Genomic DNA, 17935 nt, shown 5'->3' on the forward strand with positions numbered 1-17935 from the left:
GCTTAACTCTCCTTCGGCGGCGCTTTTTCGCTAATGTAATTAGCCAGTTTACAGTACTGCTCAACAGAAATATTTTCTGCACGCATAGCCGGGTCAATGCCCAACTCAGCCAGCACGTCAACGGTAAACAGATTGCCGAGGCTGTTACGGATCGTTTTACGGCGCTGGTTAAACGCTTCTGTCGTGATGCGGCTCAGTACGCGCAGGTCTTTGACCGGGTATGGCATCGTTTTATGCGGCACAAGGCGCACAACGGCAGAGTCGACTTTCGGTGGTGGCGTGAAGGCGGACGGCGGCACTTCGAGCACCGGGATCACATTGCAGAAATATTGCGCCATCACGCTTAAACGACCATACGCTTTACTGTTTGGTCCTGCAACCAGACGGTTTACGACCTCTTTTTGCAACATGAAGTGCATGTCGGCAATGGCATCAGTATAGCTAAAGAGGTGGAACATCAGCGGCGTGGAGATGTTATATGGCAGGTTACCGAATACGCGCAGCGGTTGACCCATTTTTTCTGCCAGCTCGCCAAAGTTCATGGTCATGGCATCTTGCTGATAAATCGTCAGCTTTGGCCCCAGGAACGGGTGCGTTTGCAGACGAGCAGCGAGATCGCGGTCGAGTTCGATTACGGTCAGTTCGTCCAGACGTTCGCCTACAGGTTCAGTCAGTGCTGCCAGACCCGGGCCGATTTCGACCATCGCCTGGCCTTTTTGCGGATTAATAGCCGAGACAATACTGTCGATCACGAACTGATCGTTGAGGAAGTTTTGCCCGAAGCGTTTACGGGCTAAGTGGCCCTGATGGACTCGATTAGTCATTGAGTATTAACAATCATTTTGATGGCGAGATTAAGCGCCGTAATAAAACTGCCGACATCCGCTTTTCCCTGGCCTGCCAGATCCAGCGCAGTACCGTGGTCGACGGACGTTCGAATAAAAGGTAAACCGAGGGTGATATTCACCCCACGGCCAAAGCCCTGGTATTTTAGCACGGGCAGGCCCTGATCGTGGTACATCGCGAGCACGGCGTCGGCATTATCCAGGTATTTGGGCTGGAAAAGGGTATCGGCAGGCAACGGCCCGCTGAGGTTCATCCCTTTCGCACGCATCTCATCAAGCACCGGAATGATGGTGTCGATCTCTTCGGTACCCATATGCCCGCCTTCCCCGGCGTGCGGGTTCAGGCCGCAGACCAGAACGTGCGGCTGTTTAATGCCAAATTTGGTCTGCAGATCGTGATGCAGTATCCCGATGATCTCCCGCAGCAGTTCTGGGGTGATGGCATCAGGAATGGCCTTGATGGGCAAATGGGTTGTCACCAGGGCCACCCGCATCGCTTCCGTCGCCAGCATCATCACCACTTTCGGGCTGTGTGAGCGCTCTTCGAAGAACTCTGTATGCCCGGTGAACGGAATACCCGCTTCGTTGATAACCCCTTTGTGCACAGGGCCCGTGATCAAGGCAGCAAACTCACCCTTCAGGCAACCATCGCAGGCGCGCGCCAGGGTTTCGACAACATAGTGGCCGTTTTCAGTGCTGAGTTGACCTGGAATTACAGGAGTACGAAGAGGAACGGGAAGAAGCGTGAGCGTTCCGGCTTGCTGCGGTGCAGGCTGTTGACCTTCAACGTAGGGGGTAAGCGTTAAAGGCAGACCGAGCAGTGAAGCCCGGTCTTGTAACAGTGTTGCATCAGCACAGACGACCAGTTCCACCGGCCAGCTACGTTGGGCAAGCTGGACAACGAGGTCTGGCCCAATCCCGGCGGGTTCGCCGGGTGTGATCACAACACGATGCTGTTTCATTAGTTGCTCAGAACTTTCACATAAGCACTGGCGCGTTGTTCCTGCATCCAGGTCGCCGCTTCTTCAGAGAACTTACGGTTGAACAGCATACGATAGGCTCTGTCTTTTTGCGCCGCGTCAGTTTTATCAACGTTGCGGGTGTCCAACAGTTCGATCAGATGCCAGCCAAAGGAGGAGTGTACCGGCGCACTCATCTGGCCTTTGTTCAGCTTCATCAGCGCATCGCGGAATACCGGATCGTAGATATCCGCAGCCGCCCAGCCCAGGTCGCCGCCCTGGTTAGCAGAGCCAGGATCCTGAGAGAACTCTTTTGCGGCATTCGCAAACGACGTTTTTCCGCTCTTGATGTCCGCGGCAATCTGTTGCAGCTTCGCACGCGCCTGATCGTCCGTCATGATCGGTGACGGTTTCAGCAGAATGTGGCGAGCATGAACTTCGGTGACAGAGATGTTCTGGCTCTGACCACGCAGGTCGTTGACTTTCAGGATGTGGAAGCCGACACCTGAACGGATTGGACCCACGATGTCGCCTTTTTTCGCCGTGCTCAGCGCCTGGGCAAAGAGGGATGGCAGTTCCTGAATACGTCCCCAGCCCATCTGACCACCTTTCAGCGCCTGTTGGTCAGCGGAGTAGGTGATGGCCAGCTTGCCAAAGTCACTGCCGTTACGAGCCTGCTCGACGATAGCGCGTGCCTGGCTTTCCGCTTCAGCGGCCTGGTCGGACGTTGGGTTCTCTGGCAGCGGGATCAGAATGTGGCTCAGGTTCAGCTCGGTGCTGGCGTCGTTCTGGTTGCCCACCTGTTTTGCCAGCGCGTCGACTTCCTGAGGCAGGATAGTGACGCGGCGACGGACTTCATTGTTACGCACTTCCGAAATCAGCATCTCTTTACGGATCTGATTACGGTAAGTTGAGTAGCTGATGCCATCATAGGCCAGACGACTGCGCATCTGATCCAGGCTCATGTTGTTCTGCTTTGCGATGTTAGCGATCGCCTGGTCGAGCTGCTCGTCAGTGACTTTCACCCCCATCTTCTGACCCATTTGCAGGATAATCTGATCCATGATCAGACGTTCCAGGATCTGGTGGCGCAGCGTTGCGTCATCCGGAAGTTGCTGACCCGCTTCGCCCGAATTGAGCTTCACAGATTTCATTAAACCGTCAACGTCACTTTCGAGCACGACACCGTTGTTAACTACAGCGGCGACCTTATCAACAACCTGGGGGGCCGCGAAGCTGGTATTCGCAACCATAGCGACACCGAGCAGCAGCGTTTTCCAGTTCTTCATACTTTTTCCATTTCAATTAACCGCAAAGCGGATTACGTTGCAAATCAAGCACATTACAAGGAACTGCGGTACGGCAGAATGTTCGAGCGCAGCATCTGCTGCGTGCCCAGGCCGTAGTTGGAACTCAGGCCGCGCAGTTCGACATTAAAGCCAATCACGTTATCGTATTTGCCCTGATTATTTTGAGTATCCCAGCCGTTAAGCTTGCGTTCGTAGCCGACACGCAGCGCGTAGCAGCAGGAGTTATATTGCAGACCAACCATCTGGTCAGCTGGCTTATTGGCGTTGGTGTCAAAGTAGTAAGCACCTACAATTGACCAGCGATCGGCAATTGGCCAACTCGCTGCACCACCCACCTGAGAAATGCTGTCTTTGTACTGTTCGCTGGTGGCATAGTTTGGCAACGTCGCCTGAATATATTCCGGGCTGGCGTAACGATACGTCAACTGCATCATGCGGTCTTCATCACGACGGTACTCAATTGCCGCACTGCTTGTGGCAATATTGTCGAGACGCGTATCGTACTGCAGACCACCGCGTAAGCCCCAGCGATCGGTCATGCGCCAGTAGGTATCGCCCGCCCACACCAGGGAACCTGTTTTGTTGTCTTTCTCCCAGTTGATATCGTCATCACCGGTACGAGACTCGGTGAAATAGTAGATTTGACCAACAGAAACGTTAAAACGTTCAACGGAAGCGTCATCATAAACACGCGTTGTGACGCCGGTCGTTAACTGGTTCGCGGAGGCAATACGGTCGAGACCACCATAGGTACGATCACGGAACAGGCCGCTATAGTCAGACTGCAGGAAAGAGGAGTCGTAGTTCTGGATTTTGCTCTGATCGCGATAAGGCACGTATAAATACTGCATACGCGGTTCCAGCGTCTGGGTATAACCATCTGCCAGCAGCCCCATATCACGTTCGAAGATCAGTTTGCCGTCCATTTTGAATTGTGGAAGGACGCGGTTCACGGATTCGTCAAGATCGGTGCCGTAACGGTTGTTGTACCAGTCCACGTTTTTCTGCTGATAGTGGGTCGCCATCAGCTTGGCTTCGGTATTCAGGCTCGACCAGTTATTAGAGATCGGTAAATTGATCGTCGGTTCTAAGTGAACACGCGTGGCTTCTGGCATATCCGAGTTGGTATTAACGAAATGTACCGCCTGAGCGTAAACGCGGGTGTCGAACGGACCAACATCGTTCTGATACCAGTTAACATCCAGCTGCGGTTCTGCACCGTAAGTGCTTCGCGTCTGGGTGTTAAAGACCTGGAACTGCTTCGTCGACACCGTGGCATTGAAGTTCTGAACGGCGTAGCCAACGCTGAATTTCTGCGTGGCGTAGCCATCGGTACTGGAACCGTACTTGGAATCGAAATCGTTGAAATAGTACGGATCGCTGACTTTGGTATAGTCGACGTTAAAACGCCAGACCTGGTCCATTACGCCAGCGTGACGCCAGTAATACATCCAACGGTGTTTATCACCTTCTGTTGGATGCTCATCCTGGAAGACTTTATCCGATGGCAGGTAATCCAGCTCCATCAAACCGGTACCCGCCTGGGTCAGATAGCGGAACTCGTTTTCCCACATGACGTTGCCGCGCTTATGGATATAGTGCGGCGTGATCGTGGCGTCCATGTTGGGCGCGATGTTCCAGTAATACGGCAGATAGAACTCAAAATAGTTCGAGGTGCTGTATTTGGCATTTGGGATCAGGAAACCTGAACGACGTTTGTCGCCCACGGGAAGCTGCAGGTAAGGGCTATAGAAAACCGGCACCGGACCGAGTTTAAACCGGGCGTTCCAGATTTCTGCGACCTGTTCTTCACGGTCGTGAATCACTTCACTCCCCACCACGCTCCAGGTATTTGAACCCGGCAGGCAGGAGGTAAACGAACCGTTTTCCAGAATCGTATAGCGGTTTTCACCGCGCTGTTTCATCAGGTCTGCTTTACCGCGCCCCTGACGACCCACCATCTGGTAATCACCTTCCCAGACGTTAGTATCTTTGGTATTCAGATTTGACCAGGCTTTCGGACCTTTCAGGATGACCTGATTGTCGTCATAGTGCACATTACCCAGCGCATCCACCGTTCGTACCGGCTCGGCCGCACCTTCCGGCTGCTTCTGGTGCAACTGCACTTCGTCTGCCTGCAGGCGGCTGTTGCCCTGGTTAATATCCACATCGCCAGTGAACGTCGCGTTGTCAGGATAGGTACCTTTAGAACTGTCGGCAGTAATGGTTACTGGCAAGCTATTTGTATCGCCACTCACCAGTGGGCGATTATAACTTGGGACGCCAAGCATACACTGCGAGGCAAGATCGGCCGCCAGCCCCTGTTGACTGTACAGGGCGGTGCCAATCATTGTGGCCAGAAGGGTGGGGATACGTTTTTTCATACGTTATATTTTAGTGTTCCGTCATCAGTGGCTACGGCTTACAAACGCTCAGAGACTATCTTACTCATCAGCGCAGTACCAGCGTTAATCCTGCCCGTTTGCGTGCCAGAGTGTTAGGCTCGCTATCGAATGACGAGTATGATAATGCAAATTATAGGCGATGTCCCTCAATTGACCGTGGCTCGACCACTGTAATGATGGCGTTGCGTCGACAAGGGACATGACTATCCGGGGAGTATATGCAGTATTGGGGTAAAATCATCGGCGTTGCGTTCGCCATCATAATGGGTGCCGGGTTTTGGGGCATCGTTCTTGGCCTGATTATTGGCCATATGTTCGATAAGGCACGCAGCCGCAAAATGGCCTGGTTCGCCAACCAGCGCGAGCGTCAGTCCCTCTTTTTCTCCACCACCTTTGAGGTGATGGGGCACTTAACCAAATCAAAAGGGCGAGTGACGGAAGCCGATATTCAGATCGCCAGCGTATTTATGGACCGCATGAATCTGCACGGTGAATCTCGTGTGGCGGCGCAAAATGCGTTTCGCATCGGTAAATCGGATAACTATCCGCTGCGCGAGAAAATGCGTCAGTTCCGCAGTATCTGTTTCGGCCGTTTTGATTTAATTCGGATGTTTCTGGAGATCCAGATCCAGGCCGCGTTTGCTGATGGTTCCCTGCATCCCAATGAACGCGATGTCTTATACGTGATTGCTGAAGAGCTGGGGATCTCCCGGATGCAGTTCGACCAGTTCCTGCGCATGATGCAGGGCGGGGCACACTTTGGCGGTGGTTATCAGCAACAGCAATCCTCTGGCGGCGGCTGGCAGCAGGCGCAGCGTGGCCCGACGCTGGAAGATGCCTGTAACGTGCTTGGCGTGAAACCTTCGGATGATGCGACAACCATCAAGCGCGCCTATCGTAAGCTGATGAGTGAACATCACCCGGATAAACTGGTCGCGAAGGGCTTACCGCCAGAGATGATGGAGATGGCGAAGCAAAAAGCGCAGGAAATCCAGAAAGCGTACGAGCTGATAAAAGAGCAGAAAAATTTCAAATAAAAAATGGCCCGACAGTGTCGGGCCCTTTTTTCAGAAGTCCACCGGTGCTTTAAACGTCATTGCGTTGCCAAACGCCGGATGGGTGAGGGTGAGCGTCTGCGCATGAAGCTGAAGACGTGGCGCTAACGCCAGTGCCTCAGGCGGTGCGTAAAAGCGGTCTCCCAGAATCGGGTGCCCCAGCGCGAGCATATGCACACGCAGCTGATGTGAACGCCCGGTAATGGGTTTTAGCAGGACGCGCGCGGTGTTATCCGGCGCGTACTCCAGCACTTCATACTCGGTTTGCGCGGCCTTGCCGGTCTCGTAACACACCTTCTGCTTTGGCCGGTTTGGCCAGTCGCAAATCAGCGGCAGATCCACCAGCCCTTCCGCCTGCGCGGGATGGCCCCAGACGCGTGCGACATACTGCTTCTTCGGTTCACGCTCACGGAACTGGCGTTTGAGTTCACGTTCAGCCGCTTTGTTCAGCGCCACCACAATCACACCGCTGGTTGCCATATCCAGGCGATGAACGGACTCCGCCTGGGGATAATCACGCTGAACACGTGTCATCACGCTGTCTTTGTGCTCATCCAGACGCCCCGGCACGGACAACAGGCCGCTTGGCTTGTTGACCACCATAATGTGCTCATCCTGATAAAGAATGACCAGCCACGGGTCTTGCGGCGGATTGTAAGGCTCCATCACCATCTTGTGCTCCGTTTACTGATGCGTCACAACGATAAGACGCAGGGCATCCAGACGCCAGCTTGCCTGATTCAGGCTTTCCAGCACCTGCTGACGGTTGCTCTCAATCGCGGTCAGTTCGTCATCACGGATGTTTGGGTTCACCGCTTTTAACGCTTCCAGACGAGACAGCTCTGCAGACAGTTTCTCATCGGCTTCCTCGCGCGCGGCATCAATCAACGCCCTGGCCGCTTTTTCGATTTGCGTTTCACCCAACTGCAGAATGGCGTGCACATCCTGTTGGACGGCGTTGACCAGTTTGCTGCCCGTGTGGCGGTTTACTGCGCTCAGCTGGCGGTTGAAACTCTCGAATTCAACCTGTGCGGCCAGGTTAGTGCCGTTTTTATCCAGCAGCAGACGCACTGGCGTTGGCGGCAGGAAGCGGGTGAGCTGAAGCTGTTTCGGCGCTTGCGCTTCCACAACGTAGATCAGCTCAACCAGCAGCGTACCAACGGGTAATGCTTTGTTTTTCAACAGGGAAATTGTGCTGCTACCCGTGTCGCCGGAAAGGATCAGGTCGAGGCCGTTGCGGATCAACGGGTGTTCCCAGGTGATGAACTGCGCATCTTCGCGAGACAGCGCCACATCACGCTCGAAGGTGATGGTGCAGCCATCCTCAGGCAGACCCGGGAAATCCGGAACCAGCATATGATCGGATGGGGTCAGCACAATCATGTTCTCGCCGCGATCGTCCTGGTTAATCCCGACGATGTCGAACAGGTTCATGGCGAAGCTGATCAGGCTGGTGTCGTCATCCTGCTCTTCGATGCTTTCAGCAAGCGCCTGCGCTTTCTCACCGCCGTTGGAGTGGATCTCCAGCAGACGATCGCGCCCCTGCTCCAGCTGCGCTTTCAGCGCTTCATGTTTTTCGCGACAGGATTTGATCAGTTCATCAAACCCGTCCGTATTTTCCGGCGCTGCCAGGTAACCGATCAGATCCGTATGCACCTGATCGTAAATGGTGCGGCCTGTTGGACAGGTATGTTCGAACGCGTCCAGACCTTCGTGGAACCAGCGTACCAGCACCGACTGAGCGGTTTTTTCCAGGTAAGGGACGTGGATCTGAATATCATGCGCCTGACCGATACGGTCCAGACGGCCGATACGCTGTTCCAGCAGGTCGGGGTTGAACGGCAGATCGAACATCACCAGGTTGCTGGCGAACTGGAAGTTACGCCCTTCAGAACCGATTTCAGAGCACAGCAGAACCTGTGCGCCGCTGTCTTCTTCACTGAACCAGGCCGCGGCGCGGTCGCGCTCGACAATGGACATCCCCTCGTGGAACACGGCGGCTCGAATACCTTCACGCTCGCGCAGAACCTGCTCCAGCTGCAGCGCGGTGGCCGCTTTGGCGCAGATCACCAGCACTTTCTGTGAACGATGAGCCGTTAAATAGCCCATCAGCCATTCAACACGCGGGTCGAAGTTCCACCAGGTTCCGGTATCGCCTTCAAATTCCTGATAAATCTGCTCCGGGTAGAGCATGTCGCGCGCACGTTCTTCCTGGCTTTTGCGCGCCCCCATAATGCCGGAGACTTTTATCGCGGTCTGATACTGCGTCGGCAGCGGCAGCTTGATGGTATGCAGTTCGCGTTTTGGGAAGCCCTTCACGCCGTTACGGGTGTTACGGAACAGCACGCGGCTGGTGCCGTGGCGGTCCATCAGCATATCGATCAGCTCTTTACGCGCGGATCCCGCGTTGTCGCTGTCACTGTTGGCTGCCTGCAGCAGCGGCTCAATGTCCTGTTCGCCAATCAGATCGCTCAGGGTGTTGAGTTCGTCATTCGAGAGGCGTTTGCCCGCCAGCAGCATGGCGACAGCATCGGCAACCGGGCGGTAATTATTCTGTTCTTCGACAAACTGCTCAAAGTCATGGAAACGGTTTGGATCGAGCAGGCGCAGACGCGCGAAGTGGCTCTCCAGCCCCAGCTGCTCCGGCGTTGCGGTCAGCAGCAGGACGCCCGGCACGCGCTCGGCAAGCTGTTCAATCGCCATGTATTCACGGCTCGGTGCCTCTTCGCTCCAGACCAGGTGGTGCGCTTCGTCGACCACCAGCAGATCCCACTCTGCGTCGCACAGATGCTCAAGACGCTGCTTGCTGCGGCGCACGAAGTCCAGGGAGCAGATGACCAGCTGTTCGGTTTCAAACGGGTTGTCCGCGTCATGCTGGGCTTCGGCGTAGCGCTCGTCGTCAAACAGCGAGAAACGGAGGTTAAAGCGGCGCAGCATCTCAACCAGCCACTGATGCTGCAGCGTTTCCGGTACCACGATCAGCACGCGCTCGGCGGCGCCAGAGAGCAGCTGTTGATGCAGGATCATACCGGCTTCAATGGTTTTACCGAGGCCCACTTCGTCTGCCAGCAGTACGCGAGGCGCATGACGACGGCCAACGTCATGGGCGATATTCAGCTGATGAGGGATCAGGCTGGTACGTTGACCACGCAGGCCGCTCCACGGCATGCGGTACTGTTCACTCTGGAACTTACGCGCGCGATAGCGCAGAGAGAAGCGATCCATACGGTCGATTTGCCCGGCAAACAGGCGATCCTGCGGCTTGCTGAAAACCAGTTTGCTGTCGAGCAGCACTTCACGCAGGATGACATTGCTCTCGTCAGTGTCGAGGCGAGTCCCAATATAGGCGAGCAGACCATTCTCTTCTTTTACGTCTTCAACCTTTAGCTGCCAGCCGTCGTGGCTGGTCACGGTGTCACCTGGATTGAACATCACGCGGGTAACAGGGGAGTCATTGCGAGCGTACAGGCGGTTTTCACCGGTAGCAGGGAAAAGGAGGGTGACCATGCGTGCGTCGACTGCAACCACGGTTCCCAATCCAAGTTCGCTTTCTGTATCGCTGATCCAGCGTTGACCAAGTGTAAAAGGCATATGTGTTCGGCTCTAATCTTTAATTGCAGGCAATAGTTCAACCACCGTCAAAAAAGACGGTCATCGAAAAATGGGTCCGGGAGTGGAAAGGGCGCTATGGTACTGGATGGCAGCGATTTCGTCACGTGTCAAAATAGGCCAAGTTGCCCTGTCACTAGTGTAGCAAAATCGTCGTCAATGAAAGGCAAAATTCCATCCGCGACGGGCTGAAGCTGGCGCGTCAGGTAGTGATCGTAATCCAGCGGAGACTGCTGATAATCCACCGGCTCTGGCCCGTTAGTCGTCCAGACATACTTGATGGTGCCCCGGTTCTGATACTGCGGCGCGCGCCCACGACGGACGTTCTCTTCATCCGCCAGACGCGCGGCACGGACGTGCGGCGGAACGTTACGCTGATACTCCGCCAGCGGGCGACGCAGGCGTTTGCGATACACCAGCTGGTCGTCGAGCTCGCCGGCCATCAGGCTGGCTATCGTCTCGCGGACATAGTCCTGATAAGGCTCATTGCGAAAGACCCGCAGATAGAGCGTTTGCTGGAACTGTTGCGCCAGCGGTGTCCAGTCAGTACGCACCGTCTCCAGCCCTTTAAACACCATGCGCTGCTTTTCACCTTCCTGAATCAGTCCGGCATAGCGCTTCTTGCTGCCCTGATCGGTTCCGCGAATGGTGGGCATTAAAAAGCGGCTGAAATGTGTTTCAAACTCCAGCTCTAACGCACTGGTTAACCGCTCTTTTTGCAAATGCGCTTGCCACCAGTCATTCACGAAGGCGACCAGCTGTTTGCCAATTCGCGCGGCATCCTCTTCGGCGTGCGCGCCTTTCAACCAGACGAAGGTGGAGTCGGTATCGCCATAGATCACTTCATAGCCCTGGGATTCGATAAGCGCCTTTGTCTGACGCATAATCTCATGCCCGCGCATGGTGATGGAGGAGGCGAGACGCGGGTCGAAGAAGCGACAGGCGCTGGTGCCCAGCACACCGTAAAAGGCGTTCATGATAATTTTTAGCGCCTGAGAAAGCGGCTTGTTGCCATGGCGCTTGGCCTCATCGCGACCGTGCCAGATCTGCCCCACGATCTCCGGCAGGCAGTGTTTCTCTCGTGAGAAACGCGCCCCCAGAAACCCGTCGGTGCTGTGCGTATCGTCCGGCTGCGCCATCCCCTCCACCAGCCCCACCGGATCAATCAAAAAGGTGCGGATAATAGACGGATAGAGGCTTTTGTAGTCCAGCACCAGCACGGAGTCATACAGCCCCGGCCGGGAATCCATCACGTAGCCGCCAGGGCTTGCCTGCGGCGGCACATCACCCAAATTAGGGGCGACGTAACCTGCCCGGTGCATACGGGGGAAGTAGAGGTGGCTAAATGCAGCCACGGACCCGCCGTGCCGGTCCGCGGCAAGACCGTTCACGGTGGCGCGTTCCAGCAGAAACGGCATGATCTCGGTTTTGTGGAAAATCTGCGTAACCAGTTCACAATCTTTCAGGTTGTAGGTGGCCAGTGCCGGCTTGTCTTCGTTGAAGCGGCGGTCGATCTCATCCATTCGGTCCCATGGGTTATCGATGGATTTCCCTTCACCCAGCAGCTCCTGCGCCACCGCCTCCAGCGAGAAGGAGGAGAAATTCCAGAACGCCGATTTCAGCGCCTCGATGCCGTCGATAATCAGGCGACCGTTGGCCTGTGCGAAGAAGACGCCGTTTTTGAAACCGTGCTCGCGCCATTCCAGTTCGCTATGACCCCGCCCAAGCATGAGCGGGATGCGGTAACGCTCGGCGTGTTTTTGCAGTACCCGCAGGTCGAACTGCACCACGTTCCAGCCGATCAGGACATCGGGATCGCGATCGGCAAACCACTGGTTCAGTTTCTCCAGCAGCTGCGGCCGGCTGTTGACGTACTCCAGCCGGAAGTCCAGCGCGGAGGCATCACCATTCGGTGGCCCGAGCATATAGACAACCCGGTCGCCGCAGCCTTCAAGACCAATACAGTACAGTTCACCGTGACGGGTGGTTTCGATATCCAGTGAGACCCATTTCAGCGGCGGACGGTAATGTGGGTTGGGCTTCAGACGGGCATTAATCAGCCCACCGTTGTGCGCCGTGCCATCAACCCAGACAGGGGCGGTAATAAACCGCTCCATCAGGAAACGTTCCGGGGGACGAATATCGGCTTCGTATAGCGTGACGCCCGCCTCGCGCAGCAGTTTCTCATAGCGCATGAGCTGGCGATGGGCACGACAATAGAGACCGTAAACCGGCTGGCGATGGAAATCTTTCAGCTCAAGTGGCGTGATGCGCCAGTTGTTTTCCCCGCGCAGTAGTTGCTTTACTTTGTCGACGTGGGCTTCAGGAATAAACGCCACGGACTCCTGTGGCGGCAGCGTAACGTGCAACGGGCCGTTGTCCGTCGCCAGCCAGAACTCCACCTCTGTTCCCTGAGGCGTATCCCGCCAGTGTCGGGTCAGTAAAAAACCTTCTTGCGCCTGCGTCACGCCGTTATCCCATAAAACAAAACCAGGCCTGATTATAGCCTGGTTAGCGGTTTTATGCTGGGTTTATATACAGTTTATTGCCCGTAATAGGCTTTTGCACCGTGCTTGCGCAGGTAGTGTTTGTCCAGCAGCGTCTGTTGCATATCCGGCAATTGTGGTGCCAGTTGACGACAGAAGATGCCCATATAGGCTACCTCTTCCAGCACAATCGCGTTATGCACTGCATCCTCCGCATTTTTGCCCCACGCAAACGGGCCGTGGGAATGCACCAGCACCCCGGGCATCTGTGCTGCGTCGATGCCCTGTTTTTCAAAGGTTTCGACAATCACATTGCCGGTTTCCCATTCATACTCGCCGTTGATTTCCGCATCGGTCATCAGGCGGGTGCACGGGATGGTGCCGTAAAAGTAGTCTGCGTGCGTGGTACCGGTAGCCGGGATGGACTGGCCTGCCTGCGCCCAGATAGTCGCATGACGCGAGTGGGTATGCACAATGCCGCCGATGGTCGGAAATGCCTGATACAGCAGGCGATGGGTGGGGGTATCGGAGGAGGGTTTTTTCTTCCCTTCCACCACTTCACCGGTTGCAATGCTGACCACAACCATATCGTCAGCGGTCATTATCGTATAATCGACGCCGGAAGGCTTGATGACGAACACCCCTTTTTCGCGGTCAACGGCGCTGACGTTGCCCCAGGTCAGGGTCACCAGATTATGTTTAGGCAGCGCCAGGTTAGCTTCGAGTACCTGGCGTTTGAGATCTTCTAGCATTGTTGTCTCCCGCCGGATGGCGCTTCGCTTATCCGGCCTACATAATCGTAGGCCCGGTAAACGCAGTGCCACCGGGCACGTCGTACTTAACGTTTCGAACCGTAATAGACTTCATTCCAGCGCAGCGCGTCTTTAAACGCGGGCAGGCGGGTATCGTTATCGATCACCGTCAGTTCGATATCGTGCAGTTCAGCGAACTGACGCATATCGTTGAGATCCAGCGCGTGACTGAAGACGGTATGGTGCGCGCCCCCGGCGACGATCCAGGCTTCGGAGGCGGTTGGCAGGTCGGGCTGCGCTTTCCACAGGGCGTTGGCGACCGGCAGTTTTGGCAGCGCGTGTGGCGTTTCAACCGCATCCACACAGTTCACCAGCAGGCGGAAACGATCGCCCAGGTCGATCAGGCTGGCGTTGATGGCCGGGCCGGTACGGGTGTTGAAGATCAAACGTGCCGGATCCGCTTTACCGCCAATGCCGAGATGCTGCACGTCGAGGATCGGTTTCTCTTCGACGGCAATGGACGGGCAGACTTCCAGCATGTGTGAACCGAGTACCAGGTCGTTGCCATTTTCGAAGTGGTAGGTGTAGTCCTCCATAAAGGAGGTGCCGCCCTGCAGACCGGTTGACATCACTTTCATGATGCGAAGCAGAGCGGCAGTTTTCCAGTCGCCTTCGCCCGCAAAGCCGTAGCCCTGCTGCATCAGACGTTGTACTGCCAGACCCGGCAGTTGTTTCAGACCATGAAGATCTTCAAATGTCGTGGTAAAGGCGTGGAAGCCGCCCCGTTCCAGGAAGCGTTTCATCCCCAGTTCAATGCGCGCCGCGTCCAGCACGTTCTGGCGTTTTTCACCGTGAACCTGCGCCGCTGCAGTGAGGCGATAGCTGCTTTCGTATTCGTCGACCAGCGCGCTCACGTCGCCATCGCCGATCTCATTGACGACCTGCACCAGGTCACCCACGGCCCAGGTGTTCACGGAAAAACCAAACTTGATCTGCGCGGCAACTTTATCACCGTCGGTGACTGCCACTTCACGCATGTTGTCGCCAAACCGCACCACTTTCAGGTGGCGGGTATCCTGTTTGGATACGGCCTGACGCATCCAGGAGCCGATGCGTTTCTGCGCATGTTGATCCTGCCAGTGTCCGGTTACTACGGCGTGCTGCTGACGCATGCGGGCACCGATGAAGCCGAACTCACGGCCGCCGTGTGCGGTCTGGTTCAGGTTCATAAAGTCCATATCAATGCTGTCCCATGGCAGGGAGGCGTTGAACTGGGTATGGAATTGCAGCAGCGGTTTGTTGAGGATAGACAGACCGTTGATCCACATTTTGGCGGGTGAGAAGGTGTGCAGCCACACCACCAGACCCGCGCATTTCTCGTCGTAGTTCGCGTCACGGCAGATATGGGTGATCTCATCCGGCGTGGTGCCCAGCGGCTTCAGCACCAGTTTGCACGGCAGTTTGGCTTCCGCGTTCAGCGCGTTAACGACGTGCTCCGCGTGTTTCGTCACCTGTTGCAGCGCTTGCGGTCCGTACAAATGCTGGCTGCCAATCACAAACCACACTTCATAATTATCAAAAATGGTCATCGTCGTGTCCTTAATGGGTCAGGGTTGCCGTCGTGTCCGCGGTGTGTTTTGACGGGGCGGCGACAGGGAGATAGTGAAGTTCGGCGCTTTTTGCCCATTGCTGGTAGCGCTGATAAAGCTGTTCAAAGCGTTGCCCCTGTTGAGCACGCGGCTGAAGAGTGTTTTCGACCGCGCTTGCCATATGCTGCTGTGCAGTCGGAATATCGGCGTGAACACCCGCGGCAACGGCGGCGAAAATGGCCGCGCCCAGCGCGCAACATTGATCGGACGCGACAATCTGCAGCGGACGGTTCAGCACGTCGCAGCAGGCCTGCATGATCACCGGGTTTTTACGGGCGATACCGCCCAGCGCCATGACGTTGTTGACGTCGATGCCCTGTTCGGTGAAGCACTCCATAATCGCGCGGGCACCGAAGGCGGTGGCTGCAATCAGGCCGCCAAACAGGGCCGGGGCATCGGTCGCCAGATTGAGATCGGTGATAACGCCTTTAAGACGCTGGTTGGCAAATGGCGTACGGCGGCCGTTGAACCAGTCGAGCACCACCGGCAGGTGTTCAAGAGACGGATTTTTCGCCCACGCGGCGGTGAGCTGGGGCAGCAGCTGTTTCTTACTCTCGGCAATCTGGGTTTTCAGTTCCGGGTGCGCGGTCGCGAGCTGGTCCAGCGGCCAGCCCAGTACCCGACCAAACCAGGCGTAAATATCGCCAAACGCAGACTGGCCGGCTTCCAGACCGATAAAGTCCGGCACCACGCTGCCGTCGACCTGGCCGCAGATACCTTTCACTGCGCGGTCGCCGACGCTGGCTTTATCCGCCGTCAGGATGTCGCAGGTGGAGGTACCGATCACTTTCACCAGCGTATTGGGTTGGGCTCCAGCGCCCACCGCGCCCATATGGCAGTCAAACGCACCGCCGGAGATTGCCACGTTTTGCGGCAGGCCCAGGCGTGTTGCCCACTCTTCGCAGAGCGTGCCCACCGGAATATCGGCGGTAAAGGTGTCGGTAAAGAGCGGGTATTTCAGGCTCTTGTTGATAATGGGATCGAGTTCATCGAAGAAGGCTGCTGGTGGCAGACCGCCCCAGCTTTCATGCCATAGCGATTTATGCCCGGCGCTGCAGCGGCCGCGGCGAATATCCTGCGGACGGGTGGTACCCGAGAGCAGGGCAGGAACCCAGTCACACAGTTCAATCCACGATGCGGCTGCCTGTGCAACCGCTGCGTCAGCGCGGGTGACATGCAGGATCTTGGCCCAGAACCATTCACTGGAATAAATTCCGCCGATGTAGCGCGAATAGTCGGTTTTGCCCGGCTGGTGGCACAACCGGGTGATGGCTTCGGCCTCCTCGACGGCGGTATGGTCTTTCCACAACACAAACATGGCGTTCGGGTTGTCGGCGAACTCAGGACGCAGCGCCAGCACCCGGCCTTCCGCATCCACTGGCGCGGGGGTAGAACCGGTGCTGTCTACGCCGATCCCAACCACCTCTGCACGCTGTTCGTCAGTCAGTTCTGCCAGCACGGTTTTGATTGCCGCTTCCATCGACTCGATATAGTCGCGTGGATGGTGACGGAACTGGTTGTTTGGCGCATCGCAGTAGCGCCCCTCTTGCCAGCGTGGGTACCACTCAACGCTGGTTGCTATCTCCTGGCCGGACGTACAGTCCACTGCCAGGGCGCGAACCGAGTCGCTGCCAAAATCGAGGCCAATCGCAATTGCCATGGTGTTGCTCCATCAGAAAACAGGTATGAGAGAACATTAGAGACTGGGGGCGAAAATCGTCAGGCAGGATCCGCTAATCTTATGGACTAAATTGCTGTTGCGATGGAAAGTGTGACGCCGTGCAAATATTCAATGTGGACATTTCTGCCGCACTTATAGACACTTTTGTTACTGCTTATCTGCCCACTCTGGCGGAGAAATCAGGGGGAAAGGCTGAAACATGGCGGACGTAAAAGAGGCGTGATACTTTTTGGATCTTTTCGCAGGCCATTTTTATGCGGCTTTTAACGATATGGACAATTGGTTTCCTTCAGGACCGTTGGGAGAACTGAATCTATGGCCGAAACGCAAAACGATCCCTTACTGCCGGGTTATTCGTTTAACGCCCACCTGGTGGCGGGGCTGACCCCTATCGAGGCTGAGGGATATCTCGATTTTTACGTTGACCGTCCGCTCGGCATGAAAGGGTACATTCTGAACCTGACCGTGCGTGGGGAAGGGATTATCAAAAACAACGATCAGCAGTTCGTCTGTCGTCCCGGCGATATGCTGCTGTTTCCGCCTGGCGAGATCCACCATTACGGGCGTCATCCGGATGCCAAAGAGTGGTATCACCAGTGGGTCTACTTCCGCCCCCGCGCCTACTGGCAGGAGTGGCTATCCTGGCCGGCCATTTTTGCGCACACCGGTTTTTACCGCCCGGACGACGCTCATCTGGCCCAGTTCCGTGAGCTGTTTGCCCAGATTATTGAGGCAGGGCAGGCGGGTGGGCGCTACGCTGAACTGCTGGCGATTAATTTGCTTGAACAGGTTTTACTGCGCCGGATGGAGGCAATTAACGCGTCGCTTAATCCGCCGCTGGATAACCGTGTGCGCGATGCCTGCCAGTACATCAGCGATCACCTTGCCGACAGCCAGTTTGATATCGCCAGCGTTGCCCAGCATGTCTGCCTGTCGCCGTCGCGGCTTTCGCACCTGTTCCGGCAGCAGTTGGGTGTCAGCGTGCTGAGCTGGCGCGAGGATCAGCGTATCAGCCAGGCTAAACTGCTGCTCAGCACCACCCGGATGCCCATCGCCACCGTAGGGCGCAATGTGGGATTCGAAGATCAACTCTATTTTTCCCGCGTATTTAAAAAATGCACGGGGGCCAGCCCCAGCGAATTCCGGGCAGGATGTGAATAAACGGTAAAAAAAGATAAACAAGC

12 protein-coding genes are annotated in these 17935 nt (G+C 56.0%); 2 read left to right on the forward strand and 10 right to left on the reverse strand.

Annotated features, from left to right (window positions below; genetic code table 11):
• Positions 1-2 precede the first annotated feature (2 nt).
• Genes rsmA through lptD form a run of 4 tightly spaced genes read right to left on the reverse strand, consistent with a single transcriptional unit; the run spans position 3 to position 5498 of the window.
• Complete coding sequence (gene rsmA, locus EKN38_RS09735) at positions 3-824, reverse strand: 16S rRNA (adenine(1518)-N(6)/adenine(1519)-N(6))-dimethyltransferase RsmA (protein WP_014830617.1); 822 nt, start codon at positions 822-824, stop codon at positions 3-5.
• On the reverse strand, positions 821-1807 hold the full coding sequence (pdxA, locus tag EKN38_RS09740; RefSeq protein WP_014830618.1) for a 4-hydroxythreonine-4-phosphate dehydrogenase PdxA: 987 nt from the start codon (positions 1805-1807) through the stop codon (positions 821-823). The genes rsmA and pdxA overlap by 4 nt, the downstream gene beginning before the upstream one ends.
• Complete coding sequence (gene surA / locus EKN38_RS09745) at positions 1807-3093, reverse strand: peptidylprolyl isomerase SurA (protein ID WP_126522036.1); 1287 nt, start codon at positions 3091-3093, stop codon at positions 1807-1809. The genes pdxA and surA overlap by 1 nt, the downstream gene beginning before the upstream one ends.
• A 53-nt stretch (positions 3094-3146) precedes the next feature.
• A complete protein-coding gene (gene lptD / locus EKN38_RS09750; protein WP_126522038.1) occupies positions 3147-5498 on the reverse strand; it encodes an LPS assembly protein LptD in 2352 nt (783 codons plus the stop codon).
• Between the two features lie 239 nt (positions 5499-5737).
• Between lptD and djlA the strand changes: the two genes are divergently transcribed.
• Complete coding sequence (gene djlA / locus EKN38_RS09755; RefSeq protein ID WP_014830621.1) at positions 5738-6556, forward strand: co-chaperone DjlA; 819 nt, start codon at positions 5738-5740, stop codon at positions 6554-6556.
• A gap of 30 nt (positions 6557-6586) precedes the next feature.
• Here the strand turns inward: djlA and rluA are convergent, their stop codons facing one another.
• The 6 genes from rluA to araB all read right to left on the reverse strand — a co-directional run bounded on the left by rluA (position 6587) and on the right by araB (position 16730).
• Entirely contained in the window at positions 6587-7246 is a 660-nt protein-coding gene (rluA, locus tag EKN38_RS09760) for a bifunctional tRNA pseudouridine(32) synthase/23S rRNA pseudouridine(746) synthase RluA (RefSeq protein ID WP_014830622.1), read from the reverse strand.
• 12 nt (positions 7247-7258) lie between these two features.
• A complete protein-coding gene (gene rapA, locus EKN38_RS09765) occupies positions 7259-10165 on the reverse strand; it encodes an RNA polymerase-associated protein RapA (RefSeq protein ID WP_014830623.1) in 2907 nt (968 codons plus the stop codon).
• 128 nt (positions 10166-10293) lie between these two features.
• Positions 10294-12651, reverse strand: coding sequence for a DNA polymerase II (gene polB / locus EKN38_RS09770; RefSeq protein ID WP_014830624.1), 2358 nt, complete (start codon positions 12649-12651; stop codon positions 10294-10296).
• Positions 12652-12725: 74 nt separating this feature from the next.
• The gene (gene araD / locus EKN38_RS09775) at positions 12726-13421 is read right to left on the reverse strand and encodes an L-ribulose-5-phosphate 4-epimerase (RefSeq protein WP_014830625.1); all 696 of its coding nucleotides are present in this window, start codon (positions 13419-13421) and stop codon (positions 12726-12728) included.
• 86 nt (positions 13422-13507) lie between these two features.
• Positions 13508-15010, reverse strand: coding sequence for an L-arabinose isomerase (gene araA, locus EKN38_RS09780; RefSeq protein ID WP_014830626.1), 1503 nt, complete (start codon positions 15008-15010; stop codon positions 13508-13510).
• A gap of 10 nt (positions 15011-15020) precedes the next feature.
• Positions 15021-16730 carry a ribulokinase gene (araB, locus tag EKN38_RS09785; RefSeq protein WP_014830627.1) on the reverse strand — a complete coding sequence of 570 codons (1710 nt, stop codon included), beginning with the start codon at positions 16728-16730 and terminating at the stop codon, positions 15021-15023.
• A 336-nt stretch (positions 16731-17066) separates the two neighbouring features.
• On the opposite strand from araB, the gene araC reads away from it, so the two are divergent.
• Positions 17067-17912, forward strand: a complete 846-nt coding sequence (gene araC, locus EKN38_RS09795; RefSeq protein WP_013095551.1) for an arabinose operon transcriptional regulator AraC — start codon at positions 17067-17069, stop codon at positions 17910-17912.
• The last annotated feature ends 23 nt before the right edge of the window (positions 17913-17935 follow it).

It is taken from the genome of Enterobacter sp. WCHEn045836, from assembly GCF_003965585.1.
Lineage (GTDB): Bacteria > Pseudomonadota > Gammaproteobacteria > Enterobacterales > Enterobacteriaceae > Enterobacter > Enterobacter dissolvens.